The sequence below is a fragment of the Rhizobium giardinii bv. giardinii H152 genome (assembly GCF_000379605.1).
Taxonomy (GTDB): domain Bacteria; phylum Pseudomonadota; class Alphaproteobacteria; order Rhizobiales; family Rhizobiaceae; genus Pararhizobium; species Pararhizobium giardinii.
The window spans coordinates 22,856-41,079 of the sequence record NZ_KB902692.1; the positions used below are offsets into that span (position 1 = coordinate 22,856).

The following is an 18,224-nucleotide window of genomic DNA, read 5'->3' on the forward strand; positions in this document are numbered from 1 at the left end:
GCCGATGAAGATCGCGACCTTCAACATCAATGGCGTCAACCGGCGGCTGGACAATCTGCTTGCCTGGTTGAGCACGGCAAAACCTGATGTCGTCTGCCTCCAGGAGCTCAAGGCAACGGATGGACAATTCCCCAGGGCGGCGATCGAAGCCGCCGGCTACGGCGCAGTCTGGCGTGGGCAATCAGGCTGGAACGGCGTTGCGATCTTGGCGCGTGACGGCAAACCGATCCTGACCCGGGCCGAGCTCCCTGGCGATCCGTCCGATACACAGGGCCGTTACATCGAGGCGGCAGTAAACGGCATCCTGATCGCATCGCTTTATGCGCCGAACGGAAATCCGCAGCCCGGTCCGAAATTCGACTATAAACTTGCCTGGCACGACCGGCTTGCGCTGCATGCCGCGGAATTGCTTGCGGCGGGCGTGCCCGTCGTGCTTGCCGGCGATTACAATATCGTTCCGGAACCGCGCGACATTTATCCTACCCGTTCCTATGATGACAACGCTCTTATCCAGCCGGAGAGCCGTGCCGGGTTCCGGCGGCTTGTTGATCAGGGCTGGCTCGACGCGCTCCGCAGCGTGTATCCTGATGAGACGATTTATACGTTCTGGGACTATCGCCGGAACCGATGGCCGCGCGACGCCGGTCTGCGCCTGGACCACATCCTTTTGAGCAATGAACTGACCCGCCGGCTCAGTGGCGCTGGCGTCGACCGGCATATCCGTGGCTTGGCTGGCGCAAGCGACCATGCACCCGTGTGGATCAGTTTGCGGGATTAACAACAACCTGCAGCTCCAGCGACGGCGTTTATGATTGGCATCCCAAAGATTGGCATCCATGCCTTGCTTGTGACCCTTCAGGATCAGTTGACGTGGGTGACCCGCCAGTCGGGGCGCCCGTAGCCGCCCGGAGATCTTGCGAAGAAAGCCGCCAATCGCGTGACCATGACCATGGCTCCACAGTGATCAACAATGTGCGTCCACGTTCCGTCGCGTAGGCGTCGGCCGCGGCCAGAGTGGAGAGATCGACGTCTTCCCACGGCAGCAACAGATGTTCGATTTCGGAGCTCGATGACACACTCAAATCGCCATTTGGATACGCGCCGCCCCAATCTCATGTTCTTCAGCGCCTTCGGCCCCCGTGTGCTCGATGCCGCCGCGGCGGATTACGACCGCACCTCCAATCCAAAGAAGGGCGCCGCGGTTCGCACGATGGTCGCGAGGTCAGAATATTCGGGCAGGAACCCAAGGACCTGCTCGGCGCGGCTGGCGTCCGCATACAAAGCCGGCGGGTCGCCCTGGCGGCGATGTCCGATGGCGATCGGGACGTCTTGCCCGGTGACCTGGTTGATGGCGCGCAAGACCTCCCTGATGGAAGAACCGTGGCCAGCGCCCAAATTGAGAGCCACGCTGTCGCCGCCCTTTTCGATGTGCCGGTAGGCCAGCACATGGGCGCGAGCGAGATCGGCCACGTGAACATAGTCGCGTACGCAGGTTCCATCGATCGTCTGGTAGTCGTCGCCGAATATCTTCAGGCGCGGAATCTTGCCTGCTGCGGCCAGCAGAGCTCGCGGTATCAAATGGGTTTCCAGTTCGGACCATTCGCCGAGGTCCCCCTCCGGATCGGCGCCGCACGCATTGAAGTAGCGGAGCGCTACGTAACGCAGGCCAAAAGCGGTGGCGTAGTCGGCGAGCATCTGCTCGGCGATCAGTTTCGTCCTGCCATAGGGATTGACCGGTACCTGTGGTGTCGCCTCGTCAATCGGCAGCTTCGCCGGTACGCCATAGGTTGCGCAGCTTGATGAAAAGATGATCTTGTCGAGCCTCGTGTGCCGGCAGGCGTCGAGAAGCGACTGCGTTCCACCGACATTGTTGCGGTAATATTTCGCGGGGTCGGTCACGGATTCGCCGACATAGGTCGAAGCGGCGAAATGCATGACGGCGACCGGCTTGTGCTGCTCGATGACCTGGATCAGGTGAGGCGTGTCTAGGATATCTCCCTGAACGAACGGTCCCCAGCGCACCGATGACAGATTTCCGGTCGCCAGGTTGTCATAGACAATCGGCTCAACGCCCTCCAGGCGGAGCAGCTTTGCGGTATGACTGCCGACATAGCCGGCACCACCGGTCACGAGTACACGCGGCGTAACCATCACACAACCTCCATTAAAATCCGGTGAGACCGGGTAAGACGTCCATCGAAATGGCCATCCCTCTGACAAGACCGGCCGATAAATTTCGCGCGCCAGTCGAGTTCCCGCGTAGCGAACGAAATGTTCACGCGGCACTGGCGTGGTTCATCGAGAAGATGTCGATGCAAACGATCGGAATGGCCGCGTCAAAGAGACGCTCGCGGGAATGCGATCCGATAAAAACACTGTGTGGCCGGCGACAAGAATCCGCTTCCGATCTTCTTGTCGCCGGAGCACTTTGTTGTCGCTACGGGCTGCCCCTGATGAAGAATTGCCGCTTTTTACGCAATAAAATCGCGACAAAATTCACCAAACCCGTGGCGAACCTGTCTTTCCCCCAAAAGACAGTCATAAATAGGTCATTGAAAAAGAAATATTTTAAAAAGTCTTTTAGATACTTCCATGTATTCTTCTGCAACAACCATGGGTTATTTATCGCATAGGTCGGCCCCATATGTCGTTATCCGTGCATCCTGAAATTTATCGTCCCGTGCATTTCTACTCCAAATGGAGTACAACTGAGCCTGACAAAGGCGTAGGCCAGACGCCGCCGCGCCAGAACAAGAGATCGCCAAGGCTATTTCTGCCGGCGATCTTCGGGCTGGAGGATTGAATGAGTGATTGTCCAACCGAGCCCAAACCGGGTGACCGCGCAGTGAAGGCCGCAACGTCGCACATGGATCGTCGCCGTTGGCCGCGTCAATCCGACGGGCAGGCAGGGCCGCGTCCTTCGGCCCCGCCCGCTCTGACGCCTCTGCATTTTTCGACACGCGAGCTTCCGCCGGCAGAACAGTTCCATGCATGGCGGGAACACATGGCACCGTTGGTCGACGTCAGTTTGCCGGACAACATGTCGCTGGATGACGGCTTCCCGGCGGATCAGACGGCATGGCATCTGGGCAACATGCTCGTCGTTCAGCAACGTGCACCGGCTCACCGCTATAGCCGCTCGCGTGCAATGTTGCGTCTGAGCTCGATCGATCACTGGTACGTGGAACTGTTCCGCGACGGCAGAGCCTGGACGGAAGTGGACCGCCGGGTTGCGGAAAGCGGGCCGGACAGGCTCGCCTTCAGATCGCTTGGCTATCCCTATCGCGGGCGGGCAACCGAATCGGATGCCATCCTCCTTTTCATGTCTTACGATTTGTTGGCCGACGAGGTCGCTCTTATGAAGGCAGCCAACAATTCGATATTGTCGGGCAATCTCGCTAAGTTGTTGATCACCTATATTCACGGCATCGAGGCAAATCTCTCCAGCCTCACGGCTGACGAGTTGCCGCGGATCGTCCACACGATGCGCGACATGGTCGTTGCCTGCGTCTCATCGTCGGTGGCGCCGCCGGAGACGGCGACGTTGCCGAACAACATGGGCATGATGGAGCGGGCGCACCGGTATATTCACGCTAACCTCCACTCGGCGGAACTCACGCCCGACAATATCTGCCGAGCGCTCGGAATGTCTCGGACCCGGCTCTATCAACTGTTTGCCACAAGTGGCGGCGTTCTCAACTACATACGCAAACGGCGGCTTTTGGCTGCCTACGCGGAACTTAACGATCCCACGAACAATCGACCGATTTCAGAAATAGCAGAAGCGGCGGGTTTTGATCTGGCTGCCAACTTCACTCGGGCATTCAGCAATGAATTCGGCTTCAGCCCCCGAGAACTCCGAAAGGCCGCGGCCTTGGAGCGTCCCATCCCACCGAGCGGTTCTGCGGAACGAGCTCATGGAGGCACATTCGGCCATTGGCTCAGCACCCTTGGAAATTGACGCGGACGCGGACAAAAATGATATGCTGTGTTCTGCCCGCCTATTCAGAGCCTGCGCTTGAACAAAGGCAGAGGAAGCCCGTTCGGGCGGTTCGTTCACGGGAACGGATCGCCGACGTGATGGTTGGCGCAGTCTCGCAACGACATGGGGCTTTCGTAGGAGCAGTTATCCACCCGGCCGCAGCTTTTGCAGAAACGCGGGCACACACAAACCGAAAGAGGATCGATCGATTGCCCAAAATTCAATTGGGCATACACTTCCTCGGGACCGGGGAAGGGGAAGACGATAGCCATATTCATGGATCGTCATGATCTCAAAGGATATAGCGCCGCAGATGTCGCCGAGGCACATCGGAAGGATCTCGAAGTCCAGGACGAGTTTGGTGTAACGTTCCTGACCTACTGGTTCGACCTGTTGCTGCCCCTGCTCCGGATCCCGATTTGCGGGCTTGTTCATCCCTGGGCGTATGACGGGTAGGAGATCGCCCAAAAGACGTACTGCAGTGCAGTAATTCGCAACCGTACAATGTTCCATCCGCGATGGTTCAGGCGCTTATTAGCATATTCTTGTTGATCCCGTAACAGTTGGTTGGGCGTTCGTGGTTCGCCGGTTAAGCCTTAAGCAGGTCACTGACGTTGGTGATGCCGCTTGGCACGTTCGCTGCGGGTCTGCATTAAAGGTTTGCTCTAGGTGTCCCTTGTCGAGGGTAGCGATTTTGATCCGCCCTCGCTGTTGCTGTTCGGCCAATGGCCACGAGGCGATATCACAGTCGCGCTCATTGGCTGGATCGGTTTTCATTCCTTCGAAAGCGCATGCCCGTCTATTTCTCGCACAACCGCCTTTCGCCACGATAAGGTTGGTAGGTGCAGTCAGACGCGCGGAAGGAACGGTAACTGCGTGAGCACGCCCTGATATTGCAGGATGGAGCGTGCCTCGCTTCGCTTGTCGTTATGCCCATATCCGGATTGGTATCGCGAGCAGGCTCGGCCATCGCGGCCTTCATGAATTTTCGCCAGATACGTGCGGGAAGCGCGCCGCCCGTTATGCCTTTCATCGGTGTGTTATCGTCCTTGCCAACCCACACCCCGACGACCAATGGGTCCGTAAAGCCGACGAACCACGCATCACGGTTGTCCTGACTGGTGCCTGTCTTGCCGGCCGCAAACGTGCCGGGATCAGCCGGACGACCAGTCCCGCGCTCCACAACCAGCTGTAGCAAGGTTAGGAGATCAGGCTGATACGACGAGAGGTCAACCGCCGCAACTACTTGCGGCCCCACTCGAAAACCTTGGGGCTGGCCCGCGGCTTGGAAATCGACAATCCCCCACGGCTCGACGGGCGCCCTTCCAAGGCGAACCGACGCGTATGCCCCCGTCAAGTCGAGCAGGCTCACTTCGGATGCACCGAGCGCCAACGCAGGCGTCGTCGTCAGGTCCGCGTCGATGCCCAGTTCCTTCGCTGCAGCGGCGACGCTGTCAGATCCGACCTCTTGGGCAAGCGCAGCGGTGGCAGCATTCAGCGACAGAGCGAAAGCCTCAGCCAGCGTAACCCAACCGCGATAGCCACCAGAATTTTTAGGCGACCATCCGTCAATTTCGATGGGTGCATCAAGGACTTGATCTGAGAGGCTCAACCCCTTTTTCAACGCAGCATAATATACGAACAACTTGAATGTGGAGCCCGGCTGACGCATTGCCGTAACGGCGCGGTTGAACTGACTTGTCTTATAGTCATATCCGCCGACCATTGCGACGACAGCACCATCGGGCGCCATGGCGACCAGCGCAGCCTGTGATGCACCGAGAGCCTTTCCCTCTCCATCAAGGGCTTGCTTGACCACCTCTTCGGCGATCCGTTGCAGACGCGGCACCAAGGTCGTGCGCACGGTCGTCGCCCCCGGAGAGGAGCCTGCAATCTCGCCCGCTTGTGCCCATACCCAATCGGCGAACCAACTGCCTGAGCGCAATGTTGGTGTAGTCGGGTAGAGTTCGGCAAATCGACCCTTTGCAGCGTGGGCGTCTCCAGGCGTGAGCTTGCCATTGGCGGCCATGGCGTCGAGCACAATTGCCATGCGTTGCCGAGCGCCGTCAAAATTGTCGATCGGGTTCAATTGGCTGGGGGCCTTCAGCAGACCTGCGAGCATCGCCGATTCCGGGATGCCGAGCGCGCCGACATCCTTATTGAAATAGATCCGTGCTGCTGCCGGCATACCGGTCGCGCCCGAACCAAGGTAAACCGCATTGAGGTACCGCGTCAGGATCTCCTTCTTCCCGAACTTCCATTCCAACCAAAGCGCGATCACCACTTCCTGGATCTTGCGCTTCAACGTCCTGTCGCTTTCGAGATATTGCAATTTAATCAACTGCTGCGTGATGGTGCTTCCACCCTGGACGACCGATCCTGCCTCGACGTTCCTGAGCAGCGCGCGTGCAATCCCCTGCAGGTCGATGCCGTAATGATCCATGAACCGGCGATCCTCGATTGAAAGTACGGCGTCGATGAGGTGCGGAGGGAATTGTTCGTAACGCGCATAGGGCTCTTGATATGGACCTTGCCGGACAAGAGGCCGGCCGTCCGACGTTTCCAGGAGGATGACCGGCTTCAACGAGCCGTCTGCGATCTCCTGCCACGGCACATCCTTCAAGGCCCAAGTTAGAGCGCCGGCTGCTAACAGGGAGCACCAGAACAGACTACGCGCGAACAGGACTTTCCACGATCCCAGTTTCAGTGGATTGGGATACTTTAAGTCCGGCATTTTCGTGCGTGCGGTTGCCATGCCAGACATTGCTCTTCGCGAAAGCGCTGTGAAGGCAGCGGGTATTCCACCAAGCCTCTCGCTTAATGTATTGGGAATTCCGATGCCATTTCGGAGCCGCACCACACACCGCCGCAAAATTCTCCGGAGGTCTTGACGGAGCGCGCGCGCCAGTTGCCGGATAGCTCGCCTGCTCCTTCCAAAAGCGGAGGCTGGGGACCCGCCCATGTCAGGCGCCTGGTCTCGCAGTGAAGATGGTCCTTCATGAAGCCCACCTGCTGATTGCACACCCTCACGGGAGCGTCCATCACTCTGCGCCGTTCGAGCGGAAGTTTGTTTTGAATTTTTTGCGGAGCTTGCCATTCTTCACCCGCTAATCGTTCTGCTGAAGTCGACTACATGCAATGAGGCAGAGGAAAGGTGGTCGTGGAGAGCTTCGGAAGCGACTAACCATTATGACAGGTCAGCGACCGTGAAAATGCTGGGTCATTCCACCGATGCATTCTCCCTTACTACACGATATTCAAACTGACTTCGAATGTGGGCGTTGAAGAAACGTCCCTTAGAAAACGCGCGTCGAAAAGCGGCATGGATACTGGTCGGGACATTTTGATAGTCGTATCGGTTCTCGCTGGTGGTAAGCCAGACTGACAACGTCCGTGATTGGAGATCGTAGCTAACTCGGCGAATCAAACGGGAAGGCACCGTTCCCTCCATTTTTTGGAAGTGCCGGTCGGTTCATCGGAGCGACACCCATCTCAAGGGACAGCAACGCATTACCGCGCGGGTTGTTCCTGTGGGCGAACACCGCCTCTATTGCACCGTAGAGGCGTACGGTCGGACAATTTTACAACCTTGGTCGTTGCGTGGCACCCTATTGACGGAGAACCACCCGACAAACACAGGCGGCAACACTGCATCTGGAAGGTCTTCCAACGAGCCGACGCGTCAGGCACCTCAGGTGGAGACGCCGGCGGGCTACCCTCACTGCCTTGCGAACGCTCCGGAACATCGGACGCCGTCTCGGTTTTCGAAGGGCTTCCGGGACATGGCAAAACTCGGCAATCGGCGTTGGCTAGACGAGGGATATGTCCTGTTTTGGCGCAGGGCTACCATAAAACTCGCTGGCCAACACAAGTTTTCCGGCATTTTCCGTCGGAAGAATAGAGTCAGAAGGTACGGCTGCGCTTGGCCAGGTTGCAAGGGAAGGGAGGGGGCAGGTGGCACTCTCCCAAAGCTTTCGCTTTGACACTCATAGGAGTGGATCATTCTGCGGCAATCGAGGCGGTGAGCGCCGCCTGTCGTCGGGGAACCCGTTTTTCGACCGTCCGCAGGCATAGGTCTCGACATTACGGCCCATACCCACGCGTCAGTGCCGCACGCTCGCGTCTGGTGCACCCGCGACCAGGGAAGACGAAAAAGCGGCGACATGCTGCCGCCGCAGAAGAAGCAGAAGAAGTTCGAGGACGAGAACCCACAGTTGTGGCCTTATTCCTACGGGCGCGCTTATCGTATATGATGCAGTTCGAAACAGTTTATTGGCCGATGCCTAAACTTGTTAGTAAGGAGGAAAGAGAATATCCATAAAGAAGCGCTAGACCGTGCACTTGTCAGTGTACAAGGAGCTGGATACATGAGAGGAGACACACCGCTAAACCAGAGGGATTGGCGTATTGCACGCAACACTCTAGGCGGCATCCTCCTGTTTGCGTTTCTTGCGCAGATTTTCACCTATCTGAGCCTGGTCGCGTTGGTCGACCGACCCATCGCTGCAGCGGTGGTCGGTAGCGCTATTGTCTCGCTCCTTATGGGAGCGCCTTTGGTCGTCGCTTTAGCAGTGCAATCTAGGCGAGTTGAGCGCCTTCGCAATCAAATCAATCATGACATTCGCCACGACGGGACGACCGGCTGTGTTACCGGCCGTGGCCTCGTGCAACACGTCAACGGACTTGAGCGCCGTCGCGCGCGTTCCGGGGCAGCTCTCGAGGGCGCGCTCATCCAGGTGCGCATCAACAACCTCGACGAGGTTGGTTCGTCCTACGGACCCCAGTGGAGCGACGAACTTCTTCAGTTTGTCGCATCGACCATCAGCACTTCAATCCGTCGCGACGACATAGTCGCGCGAACTGGCCCCGCCACATTCGACGTGTTGCTTGTTGGCGCCAGCGAGCTTGCCGCAGATCAGGTTTGCACACGCCTCACCAAAGCGCTCGTGTCGGCGCACTTTTCCGCCGATGGAAAGGCGGTCGATCTTGCGCTTAGTGTCGGCGGCGTCCTGTTTGAAGGCAACATCGACCTCGAGCGCTTGCGTCGCACGGCCTCTTCGGAAGCGGTCATGGTCGCTGCAGAGCACGCGCCCGCCGTCGCCCTTGTGCGCCTGCCAGCGGCTTGACCTGGATTCGGGGTTGCGATCTCTCAATCGGGCCACCTGAACAGTTAGAGCTTTCATATGCTTGAGGACAATTGACGGGAGCACTTGCAGTTCGCAGATGGGGTCAAGCACGATTCGGGTTTAGCCGGGTCAGTCGTTGATCGCCATCCCGGAATGTATGATCGCCGCTCCGGTTAGAGCTGTTCCATATTTACAACATTAACTTATGAAAGACTGGACCGGCGATGAACCCACCCAATTATGGTTCGTCTTATTTATCATAGACCTATTATTTAGTACAAAATTATAGCAATTCATTGCCCATGATTAATGTTGCGGGCGACGTACGTTGATTTTTGGGGGGATTAACTTGACAATTGGACTAATGATTAAGGGCGGGCTGTTTTCGGTTCTGCTCACCTCAGCTGTGTTTGTCGGAGGCACGGCAGGCGCGATGACGCTGCGCGAAGCGCTTCAGATAGCAATGGAATCCAACCCTGAAATCGGTCAGTCGGTCGAAAATCGCGAGGCGATCGAGTTCGAGTTGCGGCAGGCGCGCGGCCTCTATCTGCCGAGCATTGACCTCGAAACGTCGACGGGAGCACGGCATTTGGAGGATGACAGCCGGCGCTCGGCTTCGATCGAGAACGATCCGCTTTACCCATCGGATGTGGGCGTGACCATCACTCAGAAATTGTTCGATGGCGGTGCTCGTCGCGCCGAAGTGGAGCGACAGGCGGCGCGGGTTGACAGCGCCTCGTTCCGAGTTCTCGAGCGCTCGGAAACGATCGGTCTGCAGATCGTTCGAGAATACTTCGAATATATTCTCCAGCAGCAGATCGTGGACGAAGCCAAACGCAATGTCGGTGTGCATCAGTCAATTTTGTCCGATATCAGTTCACTGATATCGGGGGGAGCGTTGACAGACGCCGATCGTCAACAAGCGAGCGAGCGACTGCTCTCCGCAAAAGCGCGGTTGCAAGAGGCGCAAGAAACGCTCGAGACCGTGAAGATCAGCTTTAATCGACTCGTCGGCCAGCCTTTGACGAAACCATCTCTGCCAAAGTCAGTTGCCGCAGTATTGCCTGCGTCGCTTGAAACGGCGATCGGTATCGCAAGGGCCAACAATCCGCGCATTAAGGCAGCCGACGCGGACATCAATGTCGCGGACGCACAGGTCAAGGCTGCGAAGTCGAACATGCTCCCGGAAGTCTTTGCCGAAGGACGTGTCCGCACTGGTATGGATATTGACGGTTCGACCGGAAACACCTGGGACGCTCAAGCGCGCATTGTCGCCAGATGGAACCTTTACCGAGGCGGTATCGACATTGCCAATGAGCAGGAACAAAGTCGGCGGGCCAGCGAACAGCGGATGGTCTACCATCAGGCGCACCGTGAAGTTGAAGAAGCTGTCCGAATTTCCTGGGAGCGGCGCTACCGGCAATATGACCTTTCACGTACATTAAAGGCGCAGGCTCAAATGAACGACGAACTTGTTTCGTCGTATCGCGAGCAACTGGGTGTCGGCCAACGCTCGCTACTGGATGTGCTGGGAGCGCAGAACGCGCGGTTCAATGCAAATGTTCTCGCCAAGACCGCTCAGTACGCTGCGCTGTTTGCCGAATACCGCCTGCTCGCAGCGACGGGCCAACTCCTTTCGACGATGCAGATCAAGAGCCCGCAGCAGTCGGAAGCATATGCACGGAAGGAATTCAACGTTTCCGAGGCGCCGCCGACGGAAACCTATCGGCGTGTTCCGTCTCGGCAGTCAAATAACCTGCCGCTTGACCTACTCGCGCCAATTCGGGAAAAATGATGGTCATAGAAGGCGGACATGATCGGCCGTGATGCAACGCATTGACAGGCAAGAGCGCGCTGGCCAGCCCTCGACAGAGTTTACCTCCGCATTCAGAGAGATCTGCGTCTTCCTGAGGCGCCCATCTTCTGACACGGTTCTTTACTCCGACGTGCCGTTCGACGCCCGCTCGCCGAGCTTCGAAGATATCTCGCGCATTGCCGAGCGGGTTGGATTGGAAGCCGAAATCGTATCGCGTCGAGCGCTTTCCAACCGCAATTTCGTCTTTCCACTCCTCATTGTCTTTCGAGACGGTCGAGCCACTGCTTTATTGGAAGAAGGTCTGGACGGCACGCTTAGCCTGTCAAACGCTATGATGCCGTCGGACAGTGTGGCGCTAAAGTTCGCTGATCTTGAGTTCGGCGACATGGCCTACGCCGTGTCGTTCTCGGCGACTTATCTCAATGCCAGCGGCGACGCTGGTGTGGGCACGGCGCGCGGCATTGACCGTCGACACTGGCTCTTTTCGACGATCCGGCCTTTCTGGCAGGCCTATGTGCAAGTTGCCATTGCGGCCTTTTTCATCAATGTGCTCGCATTGGCAGCGCCGCTCTTTACGATGAATGTCTACGATCGAATCCTGCCAAACAAGGCAATCGCAACGTTATGGGTTCTGGCGTTTGGCACAAGCCTAGTCGTCTTGTTCGATTTTCTGCTGAAGACGGTACGGGCGGCACTCATTGACTACGCGGGTCGGAAGGCAGACCTGAAGCTTTCATATATGCTGTTCGAGAAAATACTCTATGCAACCATGGCGTCGCGACCATTATCGACCGGCGAATATGCCAACCGCGCGATGCAGTACGAATTCGTACGCGAATTCTTCACTTCGAACACCCTCAGCGTAATCATCGACAGCCTCTTCCTCTTTGTCTTTATCGCTGCGATCTATGCGGTGGCCGGCTGGATTGCGCTTATCCCAACCGTTGCCTTTGTCATCAGTCTGATCATTGGATATGTTGCTCAGCACAAGATCGGTAAACGGGTCGCGGCGGCCTCCAATGAGTCCGCCCAACGCCAGTCGCTGCTTGTCGAGACGATAGGGGCAATCGAGACCATCAAGACGCTGCACTCGGAGAAGCAACTGCTGCGACGTTGGAACGAGCTTGCAAAGCACTCTACGAACACCTCGGAGCAGATCAAGGCGATTTCTTCATGGGCGACGCACGCAACGCAGTTCGTCCAGCAGCTGGTTACGGTCGCAATTGTAGTTGCTGGCGCCTACGAATTCGCACAGGGAAATATTTCCATGGGAGCGATCATCGCCGCCAGCATGCTTGCAGGTCGTGCCGTGTCGCCGCTCGGCCAGATTGCCATGACGCTCGCGCGGCTTCGACAGGCACTTCTTTCAATGCGCATCTTGAATTCTGTAATGGAGCAACCGGAGGACCGCCCTGACACGATCGGTTTCGTTAACCGGGATATACGGAACGGTAGCGTCACGTTCGCAAATGTCGACTTCGCATATCCGGGCACGGACAACAAAGTCGTCAGCGCCATGAACGTGACGATAAGGCCGGGTGAACGCGTCGGTATCATTGGTCGGGTCGGCTCCGGTAAAACGACGTTGGGGCGTCTACTTGTTGGACTTTATCCGCCAAGCGCCGGTCGGATTTTGCTCGACGGCGTCGATATTCGACAATTGCATCCTTCGGTGGTGCGCGCTGCAGTCTCGTTCGTCTCGCAAAATTCGGATCTCTTCTCGGGCACCGTGAAGGAAAATCTGCTGATGGCCAACCCGACCGCCAGCGACGACGAGATGGTGGAGGCTGCCAAGCTCGCAGGCGTGGATGATTTCGTCTCTTACCACCCGCGCGGCTACGATATGCCTGTTGGGGAACGTGGCGCCCAGCTCTCAGGGGGCCAGCGTCAGGCAGTCGCGATTGCCCGTCTACTGTTGCGCAAGCCGAAGGTCGTCTTTTTGGACGAGCCTTCCGGTGCAATGGATCTCGCCAGCGAGCGCGAGCTTATTGAAAAACTGTCCAACGTCTTCGGAGCTGACGTCACGGTGCTGATATCAACCCACCGCCACAGCATGCTCCAACTTATCGATAGGCTGCTGGTTTTAGATCGAGGGCGCATCGTTGCGGATGGCCCCAAGGCAGAGGTCATTGCGCAGTTGCAGAAGCGAGCCGGGCCTGCGCGCTCCGCGTCGGTGTAGCCCGGTGAGCGATCTTATTGAAGGGACCACTTCAAGGACTTGCATTTGCGACCGGTGGGAGGGAGAGAGATGAGTGAGAAACCACCGTTGGCAGCGCGTGCCGGATTATTCGTCGTAGGTCTTCTCATCGTCTCTTTTTTCCTTTGGGCCGCCATCGTCGAGGTCGACGAGATCGCGCGAGGCGAAGGCAAGGTGATCCCCGTCTCCAAAACCCAGATTATCCAATCGAGCGAACCGGGTATTGTGCGCGAGATCGCTGTCCAAGTCGGCCAGGTTATACGTCGCGGTGATCTCATTCTCAGGCTAGACGACACAGCCAGCGGCTCCTCGCTTGGCGAACTTGAAGCCAAGGCGCGATCGCTACGAGCACAGATCGCGCGATTGGAGCTCGAAGAAGCCGGGACCTATGACGCAAAGTACAAATGCCCGGCGGACATTGCCGAAGTTGCGCCACGCATATGCGGGAATGAGGAGCAATTGCTTCGGGCCAAAGCTGGCAACTTCAACAACAAGCTCTCGGTTATGCAAGCGCGCCACGGCCAGCGTGAAAAAGAGCTAGCGGAGGCGCAGGCTAACATCACGCGGCTTGTGGAGGGGCTCCAGGTAACCGAACGTGAGCAGGAGCTACTTGCGCCGATGGTCAAGCGGAAACTCGTGGCGCAGACTGAGTTACTGCGGGTTGAGAAAGAGTTGACTGAGACTCGTGGCCAACTTGCCTTATCGAGGGAGTCGATAGGCCGGTTGGAATCAGCGATCGTTGAAGCGTCACTGCAAGTAACAGAACTTTCACTTGAACTGCGCCAGGAGGCCCTAGCGGAAAAAACAGAGGCGCTCTCGCAGCTCTCTGTGATCGATGAGACGATCCGTGGTGCCAGCAGCCGAGTGGCAAACACCGATATCCGCTCACCTGTCGATGGAATTATCAATACGCTCGACATTAACACAGTCGGAGCCTACGTCACGCCTGGCGCTGTGATTGGTGGGGTCGTTCCGACATCGGAGATTTTGCTCGTCGAGGCGCGACTGCCACCAAGAGATGTCGCCTTCGTCCGCCCTGGTCAACCAGCCCTGATCAAGATTTCGGCCTATGATTTCTCTGTCTACGGCGGTCTGGGCGGCGTTGTTGAAACCATCAGTGCTGATAGTCTCGTCGACCAGAACACTGGCGAGACTTATTATTTGGTACGCGTCAAAACCGACACGGCAGCACTCGTCAAGGACGGACGGGAATACGCGATCATGCCGGGCATGATTGCGTCGGTGGACATTCTGACAGGCAAGAAAACGATTCTCGCCTACCTGATGAAGCCGATCAACAAAGCCCGCGAAGAGGCCTTGCGGGAGCGCTAGCCGATGACCTTAAGTCGACCGGACTCTCCTGAACCGGACCTGAGCGCACTCAGGTTTCGCATCATTACCGTCGCCGGGCAGCGACGCGGAATAAAACTCGAAGAGATCTACTGGTCGACCCTTGTCGAACTTGCCGCTCACAAGAAGTGCAAAGTCGCCGACATCGTCGCGCAGTGCGAAAAATCAATCGAGGGGGAAGGAAACCTGACGGCAAAGCTGCGTTACGTCGCAATCTCTTTTCTCAAGAGTGAGCTCTCCAGTGCTAGGGAGCGCAGCGGCCTGTCGGTTATCGCTGGTCAGGTTAGAGCCTGTCCGTCGCCAGCGTTTGCGCTAACCGGCGACAAACGCATCATTTCCTACAATTCGGCATTTCTGGCGTTTGTCCAGACTCGCTTTGCGCGGTTCCAGCAGGCGTCACCTGCTCAGGGCCTGCGGCTCTCGTTCGACATCCAGTTTGCAGATTTGGTCGCGCGGCTGAAAACGTCAACGGGAGAACCCCAACCTGCGGGCTTTACGATCGGCATCAATGAACAGTTGACCCGCGGTCGGCTCAACGCAGCCCTCGCGTCTTTCGCAGATCAAGATGTAGTGATCGGCTTCATACTGGGGTAGGAAGTCGCCCAATTTTGACAATCGAGCTATTGAAGGGTAGTGCCTTCGCCCGGCATGATATCCGACAGCGGCGATCGCGCTGACGCAATTTTTTCGCCGCCGGATTTGACGCCGTGGATCCACGCGCGCTCAGCACTTACGGAAAAGAGCGGCTGATAGTGGGGTAGGGTCCGATCAAGCTTTACCTGGTCAGACAGATTATCCAGGATGAAGTGTCCTTTGCTGGTGGTTATCGCCAGCACTGCATGGAAGAGGTTGCGGCGGGTATCCCGAAGCACGACGATCGACATAGCCTGTGCCGGCAGGCCAGACTCTTTCAGCGCGGCCATTTTCAAGATAGCATAATCCTCACAATCGCCCTTACCTCGAGCGAGAATCTCGTCAGGAGAGGCCCAATAGTCCTTTGTACCGTAGTTTTGTGCATCCGGTTGATAGCGGACCAGGCGGTTCACCGTTGTATTGATCCCTTGCAGTTTCTGCCGGAAGCTGGCTTCTGCAGAATTCTCAACCGATTTTTGAAGGACTGATCGTGCGGAACAGCCGGGCTGCTTGTCACAGTGCTTGAAATCAGCGTGGAGGATCGCGGGAAATACCTCTTTCCACTTTCGCGCAGCCGGGATCGAGTTCGCTTTGAAGGCCACAGAATCAAACACGGCGCTGGGTTTGGGCAAAACCGTTTGCAGAGGTGGTCGACCAACCAGGGTGGTCGCTGAGACCTTGTGCACGGTTGGCTCTGCGACCCCGTGATCCGCCTCGTTTGACCAGTTGCCTACCGCCCATGCAACGACTGTCGCCGTAGCAGCGACAAAACCCGTCGTCTTATGCGCGACACCAGTGTAAGCGAAGGGTGTGCGATCGCCACACGCGGCAGATGCTGTGGAAAGGCCAACGAGGCTGGCCGCGATTGCGGAGATCCTCAAGAGCTTTTCACAGTACTTACGGACGTTCGTGGTCATCGCGGTGTCTCCGTGGTTAGTGGAGGCAACCTAGGCCCTAAAAGAAAAAACGACGTAAAGCCGCATGTATTATTTATTCTATTCTTAGAATGGTTATTTTTAATCAAAATCGTATAGAATTTTATACATTGCATTAGTAGTTAATTTACGCAATGTGATGCACTAGCCGATTTTTGCACTCAAACTTAACGGTCAATTTTCGAAGGATTGAGTTTCAGGGCGCAAAATATCCCGGCAAAGGAACCGACCGGTAAGGCCGTGGCCGAGCTCGTTCGTTCCCCCAAGCAATCGCAATGCATAATATATTATGCCATTCATTTGCATTTAGCTGATTTTTTTCCGCCACTTTATATCATCGTATATATATATGGACTTTATGTATTTCCCAAGAATTGCTTTCGGAAGACATCTGTGTCTACTTCGGTGGAGTTCTTGAGGGGGTATTGCGATGGCAACGGAACGTATGGGTTTTTCTGACGATGTGAATGGGGCGGTTGTAGAGAGTGTGGAGCCCCTCGCTGCACCTGACGGAAATGCCGCTGAGATCGTGGCGCAGGCTGAAAACGATGGCTCGTCAGAGCCGCAACTCCTGGACCCTGCCACGGGAGCCCCCGTCTCCGATGTGAAGGCGGCAACTCCGGCGTTCGTAGCGCCCGAGATTGTCACGGCTGATGCCTCCAACGTCGTTCGACTTCCAGAGGGCGTCTCCGTGGAGAAGATTGAGGTCGTTGGCGCCAACATCGTGTTGGAGCAGCCTGATGGTTCGAAGATAACAATTTTAAACGCCGCTCTGAAGATCCCAACATTTGTCATAGGCGACGCAGAGATCCCGAAAGAAACATTGATCGCCGTACTTGAAGGCAACGGCATCAACGTGGCCGCCGGGCCTGACGGGACGATTAGCGTGGTCTCTAACCAGAGTAGCGGTGGAAACTTCTCCGACGCTGGCGGCAATATCGGCGACGCCGGTCCAGCCATCGGCCTGCTTGCCCCGACTGAACTTCAATTTGGTGCGCTGACTGAGGAAGAACTGACACTGCCTTTGCTGGATCCCAACGACGCGCCTCTCCTCATTGCGGAACAGGTGGGTAGCATCACAGAGGACGTTAGTGTTGTCGACGGCAGTCTGACGATCAGTGGTGCGATCGGCGTCAGCGATGCTGACGTAGACGACACGCTGACGGTGTCGAGCACCCCGAACGGACAGCCAGTCTGGAGTGGCGGGACATTGACCCAGCCGCAGATCGATACGCTGGCAAGCGGCTTTGCGGCCACGAATACGGGATGGACATACCAGGTTCCCAACGCACTAGTTCAGTTCCTCGATCAGGGCGAGACGATCACTCTCAGCTATCAGGTCACTGCTACAGATGATGAGGGCGCGACCGACACGGAGACGGTGACGATCACCATCAACGGCACCAACGATGCGCCGATCCTTCTCGCGGATCAGACCGGCGGCGTGGCGGAGGATGTCGATGTCGTCGGAGGAAATCTTACGACCAGTGGCGCGATCGGCATTACGGACGTCGATACGAACGAGACACTGACGATTTCGAGCGCGCCGACCGGGCAGCCGGTCTGGAGTGGCGGGACATTGACCCAGCCGCAGATCGATACCCTGGCAAGCGGCTTTGCGGCCACGAATACGGGATGGACATACCAGGTTCCCAACGCACTGGTTCAGTTCCTCGATCAGGGCGAGACGATCACAGAGACCTTCCTGGTGACGGTCACCGACGACAAGGGCGCCACCGACACGCAGACGGTGACGATCACTATCAACGGCACCAACGATGCGCCGGTGATCGAGGCCACCTCGGTGATCGGCGGCTCGGTGACGGAGACCGGCCTTGCCGCCGATGACGTCGCGGCCGTGACCGGACCGTTGAGTGCGACCGGCACGATGGTGTCGAGCGATATCGACACCGGCGCGACAGCGAACTGGAGCGGCAACGCCGCCGGCACCTATGGCAGCTTCGCCATCACCGCCGCCGGCGTCTGGACCTATACCCTGGCCGATGCCAGTGCCGACAGCCTGGCCGAGGGCGAGACCCGCACCGAGACCTTCCTGGTGACGGTCACCGACGACAAGGGCGCCACCGACACGCAGACGGTGACGATCACCATCAACGGCACCAACGATGCGCCGGTGATCGAGGCCACCTCGGTGGTCAGCGGCTCGGTGACGGAGACCGGCCTT

General features: G+C 57.3%; 13 protein-coding genes and 2 pseudogenes. 10 read left to right on the plus strand and 5 right to left on the minus strand.

What is annotated here, in order from left to right; genetic code table 11:
- Nucleotides 1–4 precede the first annotated feature (4 nt).
- The gene (locus A3AY_RS0123685) at nt 5–778 is read left to right on the plus strand and encodes an exodeoxyribonuclease III (RefSeq protein WP_026203758.1); all 774 of its coding nucleotides are present in this window, start codon (nt 5–7) and stop codon (nt 776–778) included.
- A gap of 130 nt (nt 779–908) precedes the next feature.
- On the opposite strand, the pseudogene A3AY_RS40705 reads toward A3AY_RS0123685, so the two are convergent.
- Together A3AY_RS40705 and galE are read right to left on the minus strand one after the other, a co-directional pair.
- A pseudogene (locus A3AY_RS40705) lies at nt 909–1,103 on the minus strand (beta-mannosidase); the annotation flags it as partial.
- Between the two features lie 61 nt (nt 1,104–1,164).
- The gene (gene galE, locus A3AY_RS0123690; protein WP_018328173.1) at nt 1,165–2,151 is read right to left on the minus strand and encodes a UDP-glucose 4-epimerase GalE; all 987 of its coding nucleotides are present in this window, start codon (nt 2,149–2,151) and stop codon (nt 1,165–1,167) included.
- Nucleotides 2,152–2,201: 50 nt separating this feature from the next.
- On the opposite strand from galE, the gene A3AY_RS39355 reads away from it, so the two are divergent.
- From A3AY_RS39355 to A3AY_RS39360, 3 genes and pseudogenes are all read left to right on the plus strand, one after another.
- The gene (locus tag A3AY_RS39355; protein WP_154663324.1) at nt 2,202–2,633 is read left to right on the plus strand and encodes a hypothetical protein; all 432 of its coding nucleotides are present in this window, start codon (nt 2,202–2,204) and stop codon (nt 2,631–2,633) included.
- 170 nt (nt 2,634–2,803) lie between these two features.
- Entirely contained in the window at nt 2,804–3,961 is a 1,158-nt protein-coding gene (locus tag A3AY_RS0123700) for a helix-turn-helix transcriptional regulator (protein ID WP_026203759.1), read from the plus strand.
- A gap of 285 nt (nt 3,962–4,246) precedes the next feature.
- Nucleotides 4,247–4,372 (plus strand): annotated as a pseudogene (locus tag A3AY_RS39360) (nickel-binding protein); the annotation flags it as partial.
- A 409-nt stretch (nt 4,373–4,781) separates the two neighbouring features.
- Here the strand turns inward: A3AY_RS39360 and A3AY_RS0123710 are convergent.
- Complete coding sequence (locus A3AY_RS0123710) at nt 4,782–6,746, minus strand: PBP1A family penicillin-binding protein (RefSeq protein ID WP_018328177.1); 1,965 nt, start codon at nt 6,744–6,746, stop codon at nt 4,782–4,784.
- Between the two features lie 456 nt (nt 6,747–7,202).
- Complete coding sequence (locus A3AY_RS38150) at nt 7,203–7,433, minus strand: KTSC domain-containing protein (RefSeq protein WP_210312579.1); 231 nt, start codon at nt 7,431–7,433, stop codon at nt 7,203–7,205.
- Between the two features lie 916 nt (nt 7,434–8,349).
- On the opposite strand from A3AY_RS38150, the gene A3AY_RS0123720 reads away from it, so the two are divergent.
- The 5 genes from A3AY_RS0123720 to A3AY_RS0123740 all read left to right on the plus strand — a co-directional run bounded on the left by A3AY_RS0123720 (nt 8,350) and on the right by A3AY_RS0123740 (nt 15,065).
- Entirely contained in the window at nt 8,350–9,108 is a 759-nt protein-coding gene (locus A3AY_RS0123720) for a GGDEF domain-containing protein (protein WP_018328179.1), read from the plus strand.
- Nucleotides 9,109–9,472: 364 nt separating this feature from the next.
- A complete protein-coding gene (locus A3AY_RS0123725) occupies nt 9,473–10,903 on the plus strand; it encodes a TolC family outer membrane protein (RefSeq protein ID WP_018328180.1) in 1,431 nt (476 codons plus the stop codon).
- A gap of 31 nt (nt 10,904–10,934) precedes the next feature.
- On the plus strand, nt 10,935–13,103 hold the full coding sequence (locus A3AY_RS0123730; RefSeq protein ID WP_026203761.1) for a type I secretion system permease/ATPase: 2,169 nt from the start codon (nt 10,935–10,937) through the stop codon (nt 13,101–13,103).
- A 69-nt stretch (nt 13,104–13,172) separates the two neighbouring features.
- Nucleotides 13,173–14,453 carry an HlyD family type I secretion periplasmic adaptor subunit gene (locus A3AY_RS0123735; protein WP_018328182.1) on the plus strand — a complete coding sequence of 427 codons (1,281 nt, stop codon included), beginning with the start codon at nt 13,173–13,175 and terminating at the stop codon, nt 14,451–14,453.
- 3 nt (nt 14,454–14,456) lie between these two features.
- Nucleotides 14,457–15,065, plus strand: a complete 609-nt coding sequence (locus tag A3AY_RS0123740; protein WP_018328183.1) for a ribbon-helix-helix domain-containing protein — start codon at nt 14,457–14,459, stop codon at nt 15,063–15,065.
- 26 nt (nt 15,066–15,091) lie between these two features.
- Here A3AY_RS0123740 and A3AY_RS35910 read toward each other — a convergent pair whose 3' ends face one another.
- Nucleotides 15,092–16,021, minus strand: a complete 930-nt coding sequence (locus tag A3AY_RS35910; RefSeq protein ID WP_018328184.1) for a transglutaminase-like cysteine peptidase — start codon at nt 16,019–16,021, stop codon at nt 15,092–15,094.
- Between the two features lie 448 nt (nt 16,022–16,469).
- Here A3AY_RS35910 and A3AY_RS0123750 point away from each other — a divergent pair.
- Nucleotides 16,470–18,224, plus strand: a 1,755-nt coding sequence (locus A3AY_RS0123750; protein WP_210163027.1) for a VCBS domain-containing protein, incomplete at its 3' end; no start/stop codon positions are given.

Coding starts and splice junctions, on each gene's coding strand:
- A3AY_RS0123685 (WP_026203758.1), top strand. CDS start 5: ATGAAGATCGCGACCTTCAACATCAATGGCGTCAACCGGCGGCTGGAC.
- galE (WP_018328173.1), bottom strand. CDS start 2,151: ATGGTTACGCCGCGTGTACTCGTGACCGGTGGTGCCGGCTATGTCGGC.
- A3AY_RS39355 (WP_154663324.1), top strand. CDS start 2,202: ATGGCCATCCCTCTGACAAGACCGGCCGATAAATTTCGCGCGCCAGTC.
- A3AY_RS0123700 (WP_026203759.1), top strand. CDS start 2,804: ATGAGTGATTGTCCAACCGAGCCCAAACCGGGTGACCGCGCAGTGAAG.
- A3AY_RS0123710 (WP_018328177.1), bottom strand. CDS start 6,746: ATGTCTGGCATGGCAACCGCACGCACGAAAATGCCGGACTTAAAGTAT.
- A3AY_RS38150 (WP_210312579.1), bottom strand. CDS start 7,433: ATGGAGGGAACGGTGCCTTCCCGTTTGATTCGCCGAGTTAGCTACGAT.
- A3AY_RS0123720 (WP_018328179.1), top strand. CDS start 8,350: ATGAGAGGAGACACACCGCTAAACCAGAGGGATTGGCGTATTGCACGC.
- A3AY_RS0123725 (WP_018328180.1), top strand. CDS start 9,473: ATGATTAAGGGCGGGCTGTTTTCGGTTCTGCTCACCTCAGCTGTGTTT.
- A3AY_RS0123730 (WP_026203761.1), top strand. CDS start 10,935: ATGCAACGCATTGACAGGCAAGAGCGCGCTGGCCAGCCCTCGACAGAG.
- A3AY_RS0123735 (WP_018328182.1), top strand. CDS start 13,173: ATGAGTGAGAAACCACCGTTGGCAGCGCGTGCCGGATTATTCGTCGTA.
- A3AY_RS0123740 (WP_018328183.1), top strand. CDS start 14,457: ATGACCTTAAGTCGACCGGACTCTCCTGAACCGGACCTGAGCGCACTC.
- A3AY_RS35910 (WP_018328184.1), bottom strand. CDS start 16,021: ATGACCACGAACGTCCGTAAGTACTGTGAAAAGCTCTTGAGGATCTCC.